Source organism: Arthrobacter sp. R3-55 (assembly GCF_054161505.1).
Genome location: NZ_CP096423.1, coordinates 1,495,635 through 1,511,495, shown reverse-complemented (window position 1 = coordinate 1,511,495; position 15,861 = coordinate 1,495,635). Strand labels below are relative to the sequence as shown.

Genomic DNA, 15,861 nt, shown 5'->3' with positions numbered 1-15,861 from the left:
ACCGCCAGTAACCCCCCGGAACTAATCCGGGTTGTCGGGTTACTGGCGGAATGACGCCGTTAGTGGCGCATGTCACAGCATTGTTATGGGGCTGTGGCAAGCCGGTCTACTGCTGCGTCAATGCGTTCGTCAGTTCCGGTAAGAGCCACGCGGATGAAACCATTGCCGGCGTCGCCGTAAAATACTCCCGGACCCACCACGATGCCAAGATCGGCAAACCGTGCCACCGTGTCCCAGGTGGCTTCGCCGGCGGTGGACCAAAGGTACAGCCCAGCCTTGGATTCGTGGATGTCCAGCCCGAACTTCTCCAGCGCTGGTACCAGCCGCTCGCGGCGCCCTCGGTAAAGATCCTTCTGGGCCAGGACATGCCCGGCATCCCCCAAGGCCACACGCATGGCTTCCTGCACGGGGTAGGGAACAATCATTCCTGCGTGCTTCCGGCTGTTGACCAGGTTGGCCACGATGGCAGAATCTCCGGCGACAAAAGCTGCCCGGTAGCCAGCCAGGTTGGACTGCTTGCTCAAGGAGTACACGCACAACAAGCCATCGGTGGAACCGCCGGTCACGCGGGGATCAAGAATGCTGGGGACAGCTTCTCCCCCACGCTGGACATCCCATTCGCCCCAGCCCAGCTCGGCATAGCACTCGTCCGAGGCCACTACCGCTCCGATCTCGCGGGCCTGGCCCACGATTCGCTGGAGCGATTCAACGTCCCGGACGCTGCCCGTCGGATTCCCCGGCGAGTTGATCCAGATCAGGCGGACCTTGGCGCGGGTTTCTGCGTCAAGCTCATCGAGATCGTCGGCAGCAACGGCTGTGGCGCCTGCCAATGAGGCGCCGATGTCGTAGGTCGGGTAAGCAACAGTAGGCCGTACAACGACGTCTCCGGCGTTCAGGCCGAGCAGGAATGGCAGCCACGCGACAAGCTCTTTTGAGCCCACGGTTGGCATGACGTCCTTGGGATCCAGGCCCGGAACTCCGCGGCGGCCGGCGAACCAGTCCACCACGGCCTGGCGCAGGGCTTCCGTACCGTGCACCGTGGGATAGCCATGGGCGTCTGCAGCTGCTGACAAGGCATTCCGGATCAGCGCCGGAGTGGGGTCCACCGGCGTTCCAATGGAAAGATTGACTGCGCCACCGGGGTGCTTCGAAGCCGTGGCCACAAACGGAGCCATGGCCTCCCAAGGGTAGTCAGGCAGGTTCAGGCCGAAAGCCGGCGCCGCTGAAATCAACGAAAATACCGCCCTTAGTGGTCTTGGTTCTGCGGGGGCAGCGCAGCGATGAACGGGTGATCCTTACCCGTGTTGCCGATCTTGGCTGCTCCACCCGGGGAACCGAGGTCGTCGAAGAACTCAACGTTGGCCTTGTAGTAGTCGGCCCATTCTTCCGGGGTGTCATCCTCGTAGTAAATGGCCTCTACGGGGCACACGGGTTCGCAGGCACCACAGTCGACGCATTCATCGGGGTGGATATAGAGGGAACGCTCACCTTCGTAAATGCAATCAACAGGGCACTCTTCAATACATGCCTTGTCCTTGACATCCACACACGGCTGCGCGATTACGTACGTCACGTCCCAGACCTCTCCACGGTTTGTCCCGGCAATGACCGGGGTAATACGGCCGGCATCATGCCGGGCACTCAACTTCCGAGCCTATTATCCAACAGTGCAATGACGCCAACCTAGCCCGCGTCTTAGTATGAAACGGTGACTCCCCCGCATTTGCCGCCCAGACAATTCCTACTCACTGCGGAGCCGGGCATCCGGGTGGTGGTCCGGTACAGGATCGACGACGGCCTGACGGACGCCCTCGGCTACCTGCTGGACACCAGCGAGAACAGTTGCACGGTACGGACCCGTACATCCGACGTCGAAATTCCCTTGGCCATGGTCATCGCCGCGAAAGAGGTTCCGCCGCCACCGCCGCGGCGGCAGGGCGTCCGGTCCGCAGGCGGCTGGCTGCCACCAGCATGACCAAAGAGACCGCAGCGATGCCGAAGACCCACACGTTGCCTACGGCATCGCCGAGGACCAGCTGCTTGGCAGGTCCGGCCGAAGACAGGACCCCGACGACGGCGTAGCTCACCACGCCTGCCACCGCCGTGGGGATGACCGAGCGTGACCAGGCGGCAAGCCACAGTTGCACCGATGCCAGCAGCATCAGTGCCGCTGCAACACCCCAAGGGACCTCGACGCCGGCCAAGGGCAGCACCTGGCGGTGCAGGCCTGTTCCTGCCATAGCAACGAAAAGAGCCGCCAGTACGGCCGCGGCAATGCCACGAACCGTACCGACGGCTCCATTCTTCATTCAGCTGCCTTTGACTGTGTCAGTCAGTGCAGGCTAGGACTTGGCGCGGGCGCGGTTGGCCTTGGCGCGCTCGTTGGAGTCCAGGATGACCTTGCGGATACGGATGGATTCCGGGGTTACCTCGACGCACTCGTCTTCGCGGGCGAATTCGAGGGACTCTTCGAGGGTGAGATCGCGCGGCGGCGTCAGGTTTTCGAAGGTGTCCGAGGAAGCGGCACGCATGTTGGTGAGCTTCTTTTCCTTGGTGATGTTGACGTCCATGTCATCTGCGCGGGAGTTCTCGCCAACAATCATGCCTTCGTAAACCTCGGAGGTGGGCTTGACGAAGAAGGAACCGCGCTCCTGCAGGTTGATCATGGCGAACGGCGTCACAACACCGGCGCGGTCGGCGATCATGGAACCGTTGGTACGGTATTCGATCGGGCCGGCCCACGGCTCGTAGCCTTCGGAGATGGAGGCAGCGATGCCGGCGCCACGGGTGTCCGTCAGGAACCGGGTACGGAAACCGATCAGGCCACGCGCAGGGACGATGAACTCCATGCGGCACCAGCCGGTACCGTGGTTTGCCATGTTGGTCATGCGGCCCTTGCGGGCGGCCATGAGCTGGGTGACAGCGCCGAGGTATTCCTCGGGTACGTCGATGGTCATGTGTTCCATCGGCTCGTGCAGCTTGCCGTCGATGGTCCTGGTGACAACCTGCGGCTTGCCCACCGTCAGCTCGAAGCCTTCGCGACGCATCTGCTCAACCAGGATGGCCAGCGCGAGCTCGCCACGGCCCTGGACTTCCCAGGCGTCAGGACGCTCGGTGGGGAGGACCTTGATGGAGACGTTACCGATCAGTTCCTTGTCCAGGCGATCCTTCACCTGGCGGGCTGTGACCTTGGCGCCCTTGACCTTGCCGGCCAGCGGCGAGGTGTTGATACCGATCGTCATGGAGATCGCGGGATCATCCACGGTGATCAGCGGCAGCGGCTGCGGGTTCTCGGCATCCGTGAGTGTTTCACCAATGGTGATCTCCTCGATGCCTGCAACTGCGACGATTTCGCCCGGTCCGGCAGACTCGGCAGGAACGCGGGTCAGTGCCTTGGTGGCGAGCAGTTCGGTGATCTTGACGTTCTTGAGCTCACCGTTGGCGCGGGCCCAGGCAACGGTCTGGCCCTTGCGGAGCGTGCCGTTGTAGATGCGGAGCAGGGCGAGGCGGCCAAGGAACGGCGACGCGTCCAGGTTGGTCACGTGTGCCTGCAGCACGCCGTCCGGGTTGTACGTGGGAGCCGGGATGTGCTCAATGATGGTCTTGAAGAGGGGCTCGAGGTCCTCGTTCTCCGGAGCCGAGCCGTTGGCCGGCTGGTCCAGGGACGCACGGCCAACCTTGGCAGCAGCGTAGACGACGGGAACTTCGAGGACCTTGTCCAGGTCCAGGTCCGGAACTTCGTCGGCGAGGTCCGAGGCGAGGCCGAGGAGCAGGTCCATGGACTCGTGGACAACTTCGTCGATGCGGGCGTCGGGACGGTCGGTCTTGTTGACCAGGAGGATGACCGGCAGGTGCGCGGCAAGGGCCTTGCGGAGCACGAAGCGGGTCTGGGGCAGCGGGCCCTCGGAGGAGTCGACCAGCAGGACGACGCCGTCAACCATGGACAGGCCGCGCTCTACCTCGCCACCGAAGTCGGCGTGGCCGGGGGTGTCGATGACGTTGATGGTGATGGTCTCGCCGTTGGACGACGGGCCGTTGTAGGCAACCGTGGTGTTCTTCGCGAGGATGGTGATGCCCTTTTCGCGCTCCAGGTCACCGGAGTCCATGACACGGTCCTCAACCTCACCATGGGAAGCGAAGGAGTTGGTCTGCTTGAGCATGGCGTCGACCAGGGTGGTCTTGCCGTGGTCAACGTGTGCGACGATCGCGACGTTGCGCAGATCGCTCCGCGACGCAGTGTTGGTGATGGTTTCAGACATGCGTTAATGACTCGTTTCAGTGGTGAAGTCAGCTGTTTGTATCCGCGCGCATACCTGATCGACTTGATCGGAACACACAGCGAAAAGACCCCGGGACACAGGGCACCTGCATCCAGTCTAAACGCAGTTGCATTTCCCAGCCTAAAAAGCAAGCCATTCGCCATCCAGATGTGGCACTGCTCACATGACGTCACGCTTTAGTAACCGCTACTCCAGATGCTGGATTTTCTGTTCTCCGTGCCCCATGATTGCTCCAGAACCAGTGCCACACGGAGACCCATCGATGCGACAATCTTCGGCCGCGTTCCGCCTGCTCGCACCATTGATCGCCGTCGGCGTTCTGGCAGTGGGATGCGGACCCAGCCCCATTACCCCGGCTTCCACCCCTACGCGCTCCGTCGCGCCGGGGCCGGCTCAAACTGCCGCCGCCCCGCCGCTCAGGACCGCCCAGGCGCCCAGCGCCCTGGACCTGCCGGTTGGCTCGTTGTACAAGAACCCGGCTAACAACCGCAATGAAGTGGTTCTGGCCGATGTGCGCCACACCGCCGTCCTGATCGGAGACTCCCAGGCCATGCCCAAGGACTCCTGGCCGCAGCAGGGCATCGCGGCTCTGGGGTACAAGTTGCACGTTGTGGGCATGGGCGGCACGGGGTTTGTGGCAGCCAATGGCAAGACCGGCAATTACATCGATGCCCTGCAGCGCGGGGATTGGACACTCCCCTACGGAGATCCACCGTTGATTGTGGTCCAAGGCGGCGGCAACGATGCTTCGCAAAAGGCCACGGATGCCCAGATCACCAGCAATGCCGAGCGGCTCCTCGCTGCTCTGAAGAAGCGTTACCCTGGTGCATCCCTCGCCATGATCGGAACCTTGGCACGCGGGGCGGAGAATGGCGGCGGACGTCGCACCGAAGTGGACGCACTGTTGGGGCGCATTGCCGCCAAACACGGCATTCCCTTCGTCAGCACGGGCAACTGGCTCACCCGTTACAACGCCGTAGGTGATCTTCAGGACGGGGTGCACCTGAAGCCTTCAGGGCACGTCAAGCTTGGCGCGGTCCTGGCCCGCGAGCTTGCAGCGCTTGGCCTGACGGCCCGCCCGGACAGCGCCGCCCCGACGAAGTAGCCCTCGGCGCCGTCGTCCGCTTCTGACGTTGTGAGGCCCGCTCTGCGTGCTTCGTGAGTGTTGTGAGGCCCGCTCTGCGTGCTTCGGGGGCGATTTGGCGCGCAGAGCAGGCCCCGCAACGCGCACGTTATACGGCGAGAGCCGGTGGTTTCCTTTCGGGAACCACCGGCTCTTCTGCTATCCAGCGATCAAATGTTCGACGCCGGTCAGGCCACCGCGGGCGGCAGCAGGAGCGATCCACCCGGGATGGCATCCAGGAGTGCCTGGGTGTAAGCCTCACGGGGGTTGTCGAAGACGTCGTCAGTGCTGCCCGTCTCCACAAGCTTGCCCTTCTCCATGACGCAGACGTGGTCCGCGATCTGGCGGACCACGGCGAGGTCGTGGGTGATGAACAGGTACGTCAGGCCAAGGTTGTCCTGAAGATCAGCCAGCAGGTTCAGGACCTGGGCCTGCACCAGCACGTCCAGGGCGGAGACTGCTTCATCGCAAATGATGACTTCGGGATCCAGTGCCAGGGCTCGCGCGATCGCAATACGCTGCCGCTGGCCACCCGAGAGCTCGTTGGGGTAACGCTGCATCATGGACTGCGGCAGAGCCACCTGGTCCAACAGCTCGCGAACCTTTTTCTCACGGCTGGCCGCATTACCGATTTTGTGCACGCGCAACGGCTCTTCAATGGTCCTGAAGATGTTGTACATCGGATCCAAGGAACCATAGGGGTCCTGGAAGATGGGCTGCACCCGGCGACGGAACTTGAAGAGTTCCCTGCCCTTGAGCCCAGCCGTGTCCACACCATCGAAGATGATCTGACCCTCAGTGGGCTTCTCAAGCTGAAGGACCATCTTGGCAACAGTGGACTTGCCGGAACCGGACTCGCCCACAATCGCCGTAGTAGTCCCGCGTTTTACGGCGAAACTGACATCGTCCACGGCCGCGAAGTCGGACGTCTGTCCCAGTCCCTGACGCAGTTTGTAGATCTTGCGCAGGTTCTTGATCTGGAGGACCTCGTCCTGGGCACGATCCTTCGCAGCCGCTACAGGAGCCAGAAGATCCTCAGACTCCACACCCTGCTCCTTGGCCACCTGGATGCGGCGTGACGCCAGGGAAGGCGCCGACTCAACCAGGCGACGGGTGTAAGGGTGCTGGGGGTTGCGCAGGAGCTCCAAGGAAGGACCAGCCTCAACCACGTTGCCCTGGTACATAACGATCACTTTGTCGGCGCGTTCAGCAGCAAGACCGAGGTCGTGGGTGATCAGCAGTACCGAGGTGCCAAGTTCAGTGGTCATGGTGTCCAGGTGATCCAGGATCCTGCGCTGAACCGTGACATCAAGTGCCGATGTTGGCTCATCGGCGATGAGGAGCTTGGGCTGGCAGCTCAAGCCAATCGCGATCAGCGCGCGCTGGCGCATACCGCCGGAAAACTCATGCGGATACTGCTTGGCACGCCGGGCAGCGTCCGGAAGACCGGCTTCAGCGAGGACGCGGGCAACGTCCTCAGGGCCATCAGGGCGACCATTCGCCTTCAGGGTTTCCCGCACCTGGTAACCGATCTTCCAGACCGGGTTCAGGTTGGACATGGGGTCCTGGGGAACCATGCCGATGTGGCTGCCACGAAGCTCGATCATGCGCTTTTCCGAGGCGTGGGCGATATCTTCGCCGTCGAGCAGGATCTGCCCTGCCGAAACGCGACCGTTGTTGGGCAGAAGGCCGATGGCGGCCAGCGCCGTCGTCGACTTTCCAGAGCCCGACTCCCCCACAATGGCGACCGTTTCGCCCGGCATGATGGAAAGGTGGGCGTTCTTTACCGCCTTGACCTCACCAGAACCTGTCTTGAAGGTAATGGCCAGGTCCTTGATCTCCAGGATGGGCCGAACTGGTGCCGTGGCTTCATCAATTCTGATGTTCGCAGAAGTCATGGTCGCCTCCTTAGCGCTGACGGCTCTTGGGATCAAGAGCATCGCGGACGGCGTCGCCAAGCATGATGAAGCTCAGGACGGTGATGGACAGGGCGGCTGCCGGGTAGAGCAGGATTCCCGGGTTGGTACGGATGGAAGCGTTGGCCGCTGAGATGTCGTTACCCCACGACATCACGCTGCCGGGCAACCCGACACCCAGGAAGGACAGAGTGGCTTCGAGGACAATGAAGACGCCCAGCTCCAAGGTGGCAAGCACGATGACAGGTGCCAGTGCGTTGGGCAGCGCATGCTTGACCAATGCCCCGAACTTGGAAACACCCAGTGAGCGTGCCGCCGTGACGAAGTCCGCGTTGCGAACCTCAATGACGGCACCTCTGGTAATTCGCGCCATTTGGGGCCACGCGAGCAGGGATATTGTCAGGACCACTGTCCAGACACTCCGGTTCTCGCGGAACAGCGGCAGCTGCGTGATGACCAAAGCGCCGAGGATGATCGGCAAGGCAAAGAAGATGTCGCCGAGACGGGCAAGGACGGAGTCAAGCCAGCCACCGTAGTAGCCGGCCAAAGCGCCAAGGGTGACGCCAATGATGACGACGGCGAGGACCGACAGGACGCCGACTGACAACGAAGCCTGTGTGCCGTGGATGACGCGCGAGTAGACATCGCAGCCTTGCAAGGTGAATCCCAACGGGTGGCCCGCAGTGGGACCGCCCTCGGAGTTAGCCAGCTGGCAGTCGTTGTCCGGTGCAACGCTGGTGAAGAGGCCCGGGAACAGCGCAACGACCACAAGCAGCAGGATCAGCAGCGAGGAAACGATGAACATAGGGCGGCGCCGAAGCTTGCGCCACGCGTCTGCCCAAAGGCTGAGCGGCGCCTGATCTGTTTTCACAGCATCAGTAGCCAGAAGGGGTGTCTCCTCGACGGGAGCTACGAAGTGTTCAGTATTACTGGTCATAGCGGATCCTCGGGTCAAGCCAGGCGTACAGGAGGTCAACCAGGAGGTTGGTGATGACGAAAACAAGAACCAGGACACTCACGATGGCGACGATGGTAGGACCCTCGCTTCGCTGGATGGCTTGGAAGAGCTTGTTTCCCACTCCGGGAACGTTGAAGATGCCCTCGGTAACGATGGCGCCGCCCATAAGCCCGCCAAGGTTCGCTCCCAAGTAGGTCACCACGGGGATCAGCGAGTTCCTGAGGATGTGCGCCATCACGACGCGCGGACGGGAAAGTCCCTTAGCGGTGGCCGTTCGCACGTAGTCGGCGTTCATGTTCTCACTGACCGAGGCGCGGGTCAGGCGTAGAACGTATGCGAAGGACACCAAGCCAAGCACAACGGCCGGAAGGATCAGGTTGCCCCAGTCGGCGTTTGCGCCCACCGTGGGTTTGGCCCAACCAAGCTGGACACCGAACACCAGCTGGAAGACGAAGCCCAGAACGAAGGTGGGAACTGCGATCACCAGGAGCGAAACCACCAGAACGGTGGAGTCGAACAGCTTGCCCTTCTTCAGGCCTGCAAACACGCCGAAGGCGATGCCGAATACAGCCTGGATAATCAGGGCTTCAATGGCGAGCATTGCCGTGACGGGGAAGGCCCTGGCAAGTGAGTCGGCAATGGGCTGCTGGGTGAAGTCAACGCCAAGGTTGAAGGTGAACAAATTCTTGATGAAAAGCCCGTACTGAACCCAGAACGGCTGGTCCAGGTTGTACTGGGCCCGCAAGGCGTCGATGACGCTCTGCGGTGGCTGGCGATCCCCGAAGAGGGCGGCAATGGGGTCGCCGGGTAGTGCGAAGACCATGTAATAGACGAGGAGCGTGGTCCCCAGGAATACCGGGATGACCTGGAGGAGCCTACGGAAAATGAAGCGAACCACGGGTCACCCCTCTCCGGTGGTCGGGCATTGGTGTGTCATGTGTGCCTTCCTGCCAAGCAAGCAAGGGGGGCCCGGCGCATTGGCCGGACCCCCTCTGCCCTAAGGCAAGTTCAGATCCTGAGGACTACTTGGCCTCGATGTCGAAGTAACGGACGCCGCCATTCCAGCCGGTTTCGGCTGAGACAACGTTGTTGCTCCAAACGATCGGGGTTGCCCGGTACCACAGGGGCAAGCCCGGGAGCTCCTTGAACAGGATCTCCTGTGCCTCGTTGAACTTCTTGTTGGCATCTTCCGGAGTCTTGGCTGCAAGGCCTTCCTTCAGAAGCTTGTCGAACTCGGGGTTCGAGTACTTCTCGTAGTTGGACGATGCGTTGGTTGCCCACACCGGTCCAAGGAAGTTGTACAGCGACGGGTAGTCGCCCTGCCAGCCGGCGCGGGTAAGACCCGGGAGGGACTGCGACTTGCGCAGGTCCAGAACTTCAGCGAACTTGGCGAAGGGCTGGATTTCGGCCTGGATACCAAGGTTGTTCTTGAAGGCGTTGGCTACGGCGTCGATCCATTCCTTGTTGCCACCGTCAGTGTTGGAGGCAATGAGGAGCGGCTTGGAACCGTCGTACGGCTTGATCTTTTCGGCCTCGGCCCAGAGATCCTTGGCCTTCTGAGCATCGAACTTCAGGACATCGCTGCCGGGGATGGCGTCGTTGTAGCCGTCCAGGACCGGAGCCGTGAACTCAGTTGCCGGGGTACGCGTGCCATTGAAGATGACCTTGGTGATCTCTTCGCGGTTGATGGCGTGCGACAGGGCCTGGCGGCGCAACAGACCAGCTTCACCCTGGAAGTTCGGGTTGTAGCCCGGGATGTTCAGGGTTGCGTTGTTGGCGTTGGGGCGCGTGGAGTTACGGTCCGGGAAGTCCGTGGTGTAGGTCTTCAGCGCGTTCGACGGAACAACGTCAGTGATGTCGAGGTTGTCGGCCTGGAGATCCGTGTATGCGGGGCCCGGATCGGTGTAGAACTTGAAGGTCACGCCACCGTTCTTGGCAGCACGCGGACCGGTGTAGTCAGGGTTCTTGACCAGGGAGATGGACTGGTCGTGTACCCAGGCACCTTCCTTCTCGAACTTGTACGGGCCGTTGCCGATCGGGTTTTCGCCGAACTTCTTCGGATCCTTGAGAGCCTCGGAAGGAAGCGGGTAGAAGGCGGAGTAGCCAAGGCGCAGCGACCAGTCAGCTTCAGGCTGGCCGAGCTTGACCGTGATGGTCTGGTCGTCAGTAGCGGCCAGGCCGGACATGGTCTGGGCCGTAGGAGCCGGCGTGGAGGTCTTCTTGCCATCGGCACCGGTGGTCTCAGTGACGGCGCTGACGTCGGCGTAGCCTTCGATGGACTCGAAGAAGAAGCCGTTGTTCTGGAGGTTGGTGCTCAGCGCAGCGAAGTTCCAGGAGTCAACGAACGTTTTGGCCGTGATGGCCTCGCCGTTGGTGAACTTTGCGCCGGACTTGACCTTGATGGTCCAGTTCTGCGAGTCAGTGGTCTCAATCGACTCCGCGAGAGCGTTGACGGGCTTGCCGTCGGAGTCGTAGGCGCGAAGGCCTTCGAACAGCAGCTCGACGACGCGGCCACCGTACACCTCGTTGGTGTTGGCCGGAAGCAGCGGGTTCTGCGGTTCGTTGCTGTATGCGGAAATGACCTTGTTCGGGTCAACTGCGGCGGAGCTATTGGTGCTGGTGCCGCCACCGCCGCCGCAACCGGTCACTGCGAGGGCGATGATCGCCGCTACGCCTAGAGCTTTGGAAGTGCGCGAGAAACGCATTCCGCCTCCTATGAGTCGTGGAGTTGAGCAGGAGGAATTCGTGATTCCCCCCAGGCACAGGCACAGTTTCCTACTGTGACGTTGCCTACATGTGTGTGTAAGCCTACCCACATTGTGTCCGGATGTTGGGACTTGCTGGCCAAACTGTAACCGTTCCGCAACCTACACATGCCTAAATTGACGGGAATTTCAAGTCAAACCCTACTCGGTGGTAGCATTCGCTGTCCGACAGCAGGACAGGACGGTTTAACCGCAAAAAAGGACCCCGGTTCTGTCGAACCAGGGTCCTTTGAGATACCGCGTGCCTTAGGTTGCGAATGCCGTGTCAGTTGTGCTGTTCCGGCTCCGGTCAGATGAGCCGGTACTCCCGAACCGACTGAACCCCGCTCCTGTAGAACGTGCGGCTATACCAACCGATATCGAAGCCATAGGTCGCGCCAATAGTGAAACTCGACGCCACCTCGTCCCGGTTCTCGAAAGTAACGCCGCGCGATACTCCTAGCGTCCCGCAGTTGGACGTCTTCACCAGAACGGAGGCCGTCGAGGCTCCCCCTCTGGTCCCGCCCGAACTCGTTACCGGCTCTACGGCCACAACCTCGCACTCCAACGTCTGGACATCCTTCGAGTCCAACCAGGGACCAAGAAGAATGAAGATCAGGAGTGCGGGCATGAGAAGGGCGAGCCCAAGACCAACCCGACCCATCCATGACGGCTTCCTGCGCGGCCGAGGCGTCATGGGACCCGGAGGCTGCGCAGGGGCCAACCCGGGTCCGCGGAGACGGGAATTGAGCCTAAGAGCGGCCGCCTCCTGCTTTTGAAGCGAGTACGCGGACCGGCACTCGGTGGTGGTCCAACCCGCTCGCCGGTAAGCAGCCCACTGCCGACGGGCAGGCCTCCCCAAGACAAAGGCAATCAAGGCAACCACGAAGGCAACGATCTGGCTAAGGCATCCGAACATGAGGCCGAACATGCCAATGTTGGCCACCATCTCCGCATCCGTGTGTAGCTCGTAGCCGGTGCTGTCCAAGTACCCGAAGAACATTCCCATAGCACTGCCGGGCATGCATATGCGCAGGGAATACCGCCACAAATATGACCAGAACCACCAGTGCGCTGGAGGCAATGTAGTCACCGCTGGCAGGGCAGCGCCTGTTGCGGAGCTCCCACGGAAGGCCCAGCCAGCTACTTCATCGGTGCCCGAAGAGTGCTGGCGGCGGCCACCCGCGGATCGGGGATTCATGTCGCGGCTCATGACCTTAGACGTTGAAGCGGAACTCCACCACGTCGCCGTCGGCCATCACATACTCTTTGCCTTCGATCCGGACCTTGCCGCGGGACTTTGCCTCTGCCATGGAACCGGCGTCGATGAGGTCATCGAAGGAGACAACCTCGGCCTTGATGAAGCCACGCTGGAAATCGGAGTGGATCACGCCGGCGGCCTGCGGCGCGGTGTCGCCCTGGCGGATGGTCCACGCACGGGTTTCCTTGGGGCCGGCCGTTAGGTAGGTCTGCAGCCCAAGGGTGTGGAAGCCGACGCGTGCCAACTGGTCCAGGCCGGATTCGCTCTGGCCGTTCATCTCCAGCATCTCGCGGGCTTCTTCCTCGTCCAGTTCCACGAGGTCGGCTTCGAGCTTGGCATCAAGGAACACAGCATCTGCCGGCGCAACGAGGGCGCGCAGCTCATCCTGCTTCTCCTGGTCGCCCAGGATGCCTTCGTCAGCATTGAAGACATAGATGAAAGGCTTGGCAGTGAGAAGTCCAAGCTCCTTGAGGTGCCCCATCTCCAGCTTGTCGCTCTTGATCGAGGAGAAGATGGTGTCACCGCGTTCCAGCACTGCCTGGGCAGCCTTGATGGCGGCGAGCTCGGCAGCTTCGCGCTTCTTGATCTTGACTTCTTTTTCGATGCGCGGAATGGCGTTTTCGATGGTTTGAAGGTCGGCCAGGATCAGCTCGGTGTTGATGGTCTCCATGTCGGAGCGCGGGTCCACTTTGCCGTCAACGTGGATGACATCGGGGTCATCGAACACGCGGACAACCTGTGCAATGGCTTCGGCCTCGCGGATATTTGCCAGGAACTTATTGCCCAGGCCTTCACCCTCGGAGGCACCTTTGACGATGCCGGCGATGTCCACGAAGGACACCGGAGCGGGCAGCAACTTCTGGGAACCGAAGATCTCAGCCAGCTTCGCCAGGCGGGGATCCGGAAGGTTCACGACTCCGACGTTGGGTTCGATCGTCGCGAACGGATAGTTCGCTGCGAGCACCTGATTGCGGGTCAGTGCGTTGAAAAGAGTTGATTTGCCGACGTTGGGCAGTCCGACGATGCCAATAGTAAGAGCCACGAGCATTGATTCTACCCGTTGGAACCTTATCTTTGCGTGTCGGCGCCCGTGGCAGGTGGCCACCCCGGCGGCCTCACTAAAACTGTCGTACCCCTGTGACAGGGTTGCCTCATGGATGGATTTGGATTGGTTTTGGCCCTGCTGATGCTCTTGATCGGCGCCGCCGTAGGCCTGGCAGCGGGCTACGTTGTCTTTCGACGCCGGGGCGCGGGGTTGGAGGAAGACTTCGACGCCGTTTCGGCGCGCCTCTCGGAGGTGACCGCGCAGCTTGCAGCGGCCGACGCCGAGCGGCGGCTTCTGTTCTCACAGAACCGCGAGTTGACCGCGTCCAGGAACTCGGACGGCAGTGTTCTGCGGGCGCTCGCTCCGGTTGCGGAGAAGCTGACGGCCGTTCAGCAACAGGTATCACTGCTTGAACGGGACCGGGTGGAGCAATACGGCCAGCTTGCCCAGCAACTGCAGGATGCCCGGCTGTCCGATGAACAACTCCTGCGGTCAACGCATGCTTTGGCTTCGGCCCTTCGCTCCAACAGTGCCCGTGGCCAGTGGGGCGAAGTGCAGCTCCGCAGGGTGGTAGAGGCTTCCGGAATGCTGAGGCACGTGGATTTCCACGAGCAAGTCCATTCGGGCCGGACCGAGAATACGCTGCGACCGGACTTGGTGGTCCAATTGCCGGGCGGCAAGCAACTGGTGGTGGACGCCAAGGTCCCGCTGGCTTCATACCTCGCTGCGCAGGAACAACTGCACGGAGACGGTTCCTTTGGGGAGTCCGTAGCGCCCGCCAGTAACCATGATTCAAAGACCCTGCTGGCCCAGCACGCCAAAGCCTTGAAGTCCCACATTGATGCTTTGGCTGGCAAAAAGTACTGGGACATCCCCGGCAACTCCCCCGAACTGGTGATCTGTTTCCTTCCAGCGGAGTCCATCCTTGCCTCAGCCCTCGAGGCAGACCCTGCCCTCCTGGAATATGCCCTGTCCCGGAATGTGGTGCTGGCGTCGCCGGGCACCCTGCTGGCAGTCCTGAAATCCGTGGCCTTCACCTGGCGCCAGGATGTCCTCACGGACAGCGCCCACGAACTGTTCGAGCTCGCAAAGCAACTCTATGAACGCATGGGTACGCTGGGCGAAAACGTCAGCAAGCTGGGAAGTTCCCTGAAAACGTCCGTGGACCGCTACAACGCGATGGTGGGAACGCTTGAGGCACGGGTTCTCCCAACAGCCCGCAAGCTCAACACCATGGACGATGCCGGACTTGCCGCGCCAATGTCGGTTGAGGCAGTCCCCCGCGCCCTGGCGGCCCCGGAGCTTCTCGCCGACGAGGCTGAGGACGCCGAAGAGTCTGCAGCTTAACAAACCGGCCCGCAGGGTTCGCCTTCCCTAGGGAGGCGACCCCTGCGGGCCGGTTTTTGCAAGTTCTGTTGTTGACAGGAAACGCTAGGACGTGGAGCGGTTTCCGCGCCCGCCGAGCGCACGCGTTACGTCGCCGGCTTTCTTCAGCGTGGCCCGCAGTTCCTTGGGAAGTGAGAACAACAGGTCTTCCTCAGCCGTTACTACTTCCTGGACCTCGCCGTAGCCGTAGTCAGCCAGCAACCGCAGGACATCCTGAACCAGTACTTCCGGAACAGAGGCACCGGAGGTGACGCCAACTGTGGCGACACCCTCGAACCAGGCTTCGTCTACCTCGTTGGCGAAGTCCACGCGGTAGGAGCTCTTGGCACCGTACTCCAGGGCAACCTCAACCAGCCGCACGGAGTTGGACGAATTGGCTGAACCCACCACGATCACGAGGTCCGCCTGGGGCGCAATCTTCTTGATAGCCACTTGGCGGTTGGTGGTGGCGTAGCAAATATCGTCGCTGGGCGGATCCTGGAGGGTGGGGAACCTGTCCTTCAGGAGTCGGACCGTCTCCATGGTTTCATCCACGCTCAGGGTTGTCTGGGAAAGCCAGATCGTCTTCTCTGGGTCGCGCACGGTGACCTTGTCTACTTCGTGCGGGCCGTTGATGATCTGGATGTGTTCCGGTGCTTCACCGGCAGTTCCTTCGACTTCCTCGTGGCCTTCGTGGCCAATCAGCAGGATGTCGTAGTCGTCCTTGGCGAAGCGCACGGCTTCCTTGTGGACCTTGGTCACCAGCGGGCACGTGGCATCGATGGTGCGAAGGCCACGGTCCTCGGCGGACTGGACCACGGCCGGAGATACGCCGTGGGCGGAGAAAATGACCAAGGCCCCTTCCGGGACCTCGTCTGTTTCCTCGACGAAGATGGCTCCCTGTTCTTCGAGGGAACTGACCACGTGGACGTTGTGCACGATCTGTTTGCGGACGTAGACCGGAGGCCCGTAGTGCTCCAAGGCCTTCTCAACAGCAATGACTGCCCTGTCCACGCCGGCACAATACCCTCGCGGGGCGGCCAGCAGAACCTTCTTGGGACCCGTCACGGGCGCCGCTGCCTGTACCTCTTCCGGAGATCGCCGTCTGCGGGGCACCGTGGGCATAGGAATGGAAACTGCTGTGCTGGTCATGCTTCCATGCTACCGGC

At 61.7% G+C, this 15,861-nt stretch carries 14 protein-coding genes; 3 read left to right on the top strand and 11 right to left on the bottom strand.

All coding sequences use genetic code 11. The features are described from left to right. Positions 1 to 83: 83 nt before the first annotated feature. The gene (gene dapC, locus M1D51_RS07110; protein WP_458109039.1) at positions 84 to 1,232 is read right to left on the bottom strand and encodes a succinyldiaminopimelate transaminase; all 1,149 of its coding nucleotides are present in this window, start codon (positions 1,230 to 1,232) and stop codon (positions 84 to 86) included. 14 nt (positions 1,233 to 1,246) lie between these two features. Further along, positions 1,247 to 1,573 carry a ferredoxin gene (gene fdxA / locus M1D51_RS07105; RefSeq protein WP_018776555.1) on the bottom strand — a complete coding sequence of 109 codons (327 nt, stop codon included), beginning with the start codon at positions 1,571 to 1,573 and terminating at the stop codon, positions 1,247 to 1,249. Between the two features lie 135 nt (positions 1,574 to 1,708). On the opposite strand from fdxA, the gene M1D51_RS07100 reads away from it, so the two are divergent. Continuing rightward, positions 1,709 to 1,975, top strand: a complete 267-nt coding sequence (locus tag M1D51_RS07100; protein ID WP_458109038.1) for a putative acetyltransferase — start codon at positions 1,709 to 1,711, stop codon at positions 1,973 to 1,975. Here M1D51_RS07100 and M1D51_RS07095 read toward each other — a convergent pair. Both M1D51_RS07095 and typA read right to left on the bottom strand, forming a co-directional pair. Then, a complete protein-coding gene (locus tag M1D51_RS07095) occupies positions 1,893 to 2,309 on the bottom strand; it encodes a hypothetical protein (RefSeq protein ID WP_458109037.1) in 417 nt (138 codons plus the stop codon). The genes M1D51_RS07100 and M1D51_RS07095 overlap by 83 nt on opposite strands. A 33-nt stretch (positions 2,310 to 2,342) precedes the next feature. Beyond that, the gene (typA, locus tag M1D51_RS07090; protein ID WP_354230700.1) at positions 2,343 to 4,259 is read right to left on the bottom strand and encodes a translational GTPase TypA; all 1,917 of its coding nucleotides are present in this window, start codon (positions 4,257 to 4,259) and stop codon (positions 2,343 to 2,345) included. A 283-nt stretch (positions 4,260 to 4,542) separates the two neighbouring features. Between typA and M1D51_RS07085 the strand changes: the two genes are divergently transcribed. Then, positions 4,543 to 5,385, top strand: a complete 843-nt coding sequence (locus M1D51_RS07085; protein WP_253951696.1) for an SGNH/GDSL hydrolase family protein — start codon at positions 4,543 to 4,545, stop codon at positions 5,383 to 5,385. Positions 5,386 to 5,591: 206 nt separating this feature from the next. On the opposite strand, the gene M1D51_RS07080 is transcribed toward M1D51_RS07085, so the two are convergent. From M1D51_RS07080 to ychF, 6 genes are all read right to left on the bottom strand, one after another. Beyond that, entirely contained in the window at positions 5,592 to 7,301 is a 1,710-nt protein-coding gene (locus M1D51_RS07080; RefSeq protein WP_172325762.1) for a dipeptide ABC transporter ATP-binding protein, read from the bottom strand. A gap of 10 nt (positions 7,302 to 7,311) precedes the next feature. Continuing rightward, complete coding sequence (locus M1D51_RS07075) at positions 7,312 to 8,256, bottom strand: ABC transporter permease (protein WP_024817469.1); 945 nt, start codon at positions 8,254 to 8,256, stop codon at positions 7,312 to 7,314. Next, positions 8,246 to 9,175: an ABC transporter permease gene (locus M1D51_RS07070; RefSeq protein WP_026539948.1), complete on the bottom strand. Its 930-nt coding sequence runs from the start codon at positions 9,173 to 9,175 to the stop codon at positions 8,246 to 8,248. Before M1D51_RS07070 ends, M1D51_RS07075 begins: the two co-directional genes overlap by 11 nt. Positions 9,176 to 9,299: 124 nt before the next feature. Continuing rightward, the gene (locus M1D51_RS07065; RefSeq protein WP_458109036.1) at positions 9,300 to 10,982 is read right to left on the bottom strand and encodes a peptide ABC transporter substrate-binding protein; all 1,683 of its coding nucleotides are present in this window, start codon (positions 10,980 to 10,982) and stop codon (positions 9,300 to 9,302) included. A gap of 349 nt (positions 10,983 to 11,331) precedes the next feature. Next, the gene (locus M1D51_RS07060; RefSeq protein ID WP_458109035.1) at positions 11,332 to 12,045 is read right to left on the bottom strand and encodes a hypothetical protein; all 714 of its coding nucleotides are present in this window, start codon (positions 12,043 to 12,045) and stop codon (positions 11,332 to 11,334) included. A 193-nt stretch (positions 12,046 to 12,238) separates the two neighbouring features. Beyond that, positions 12,239 to 13,324: a redox-regulated ATPase YchF gene (ychF, locus tag M1D51_RS07055; protein ID WP_026005753.1), complete on the bottom strand. Its 1,086-nt coding sequence runs from the start codon at positions 13,322 to 13,324 to the stop codon at positions 12,239 to 12,241. Positions 13,325 to 13,435: 111 nt separating this feature from the next. Between ychF and M1D51_RS07050 the strand changes: the two genes are divergently transcribed. Then, complete coding sequence (locus tag M1D51_RS07050; RefSeq protein WP_458109034.1) at positions 13,436 to 14,674, top strand: DNA recombination protein RmuC; 1,239 nt, start codon at positions 13,436 to 13,438, stop codon at positions 14,672 to 14,674. A gap of 84 nt (positions 14,675 to 14,758) precedes the next feature. Here M1D51_RS07050 and M1D51_RS07045 read toward each other — a convergent pair whose 3' ends face one another. After that, the gene (locus tag M1D51_RS07045) at positions 14,759 to 15,844 is read right to left on the bottom strand and encodes a 4-hydroxy-3-methylbut-2-enyl diphosphate reductase (RefSeq protein ID WP_026546225.1); all 1,086 of its coding nucleotides are present in this window, start codon (positions 15,842 to 15,844) and stop codon (positions 14,759 to 14,761) included. Positions 15,845 to 15,861 lie beyond the last annotated feature (17 nt).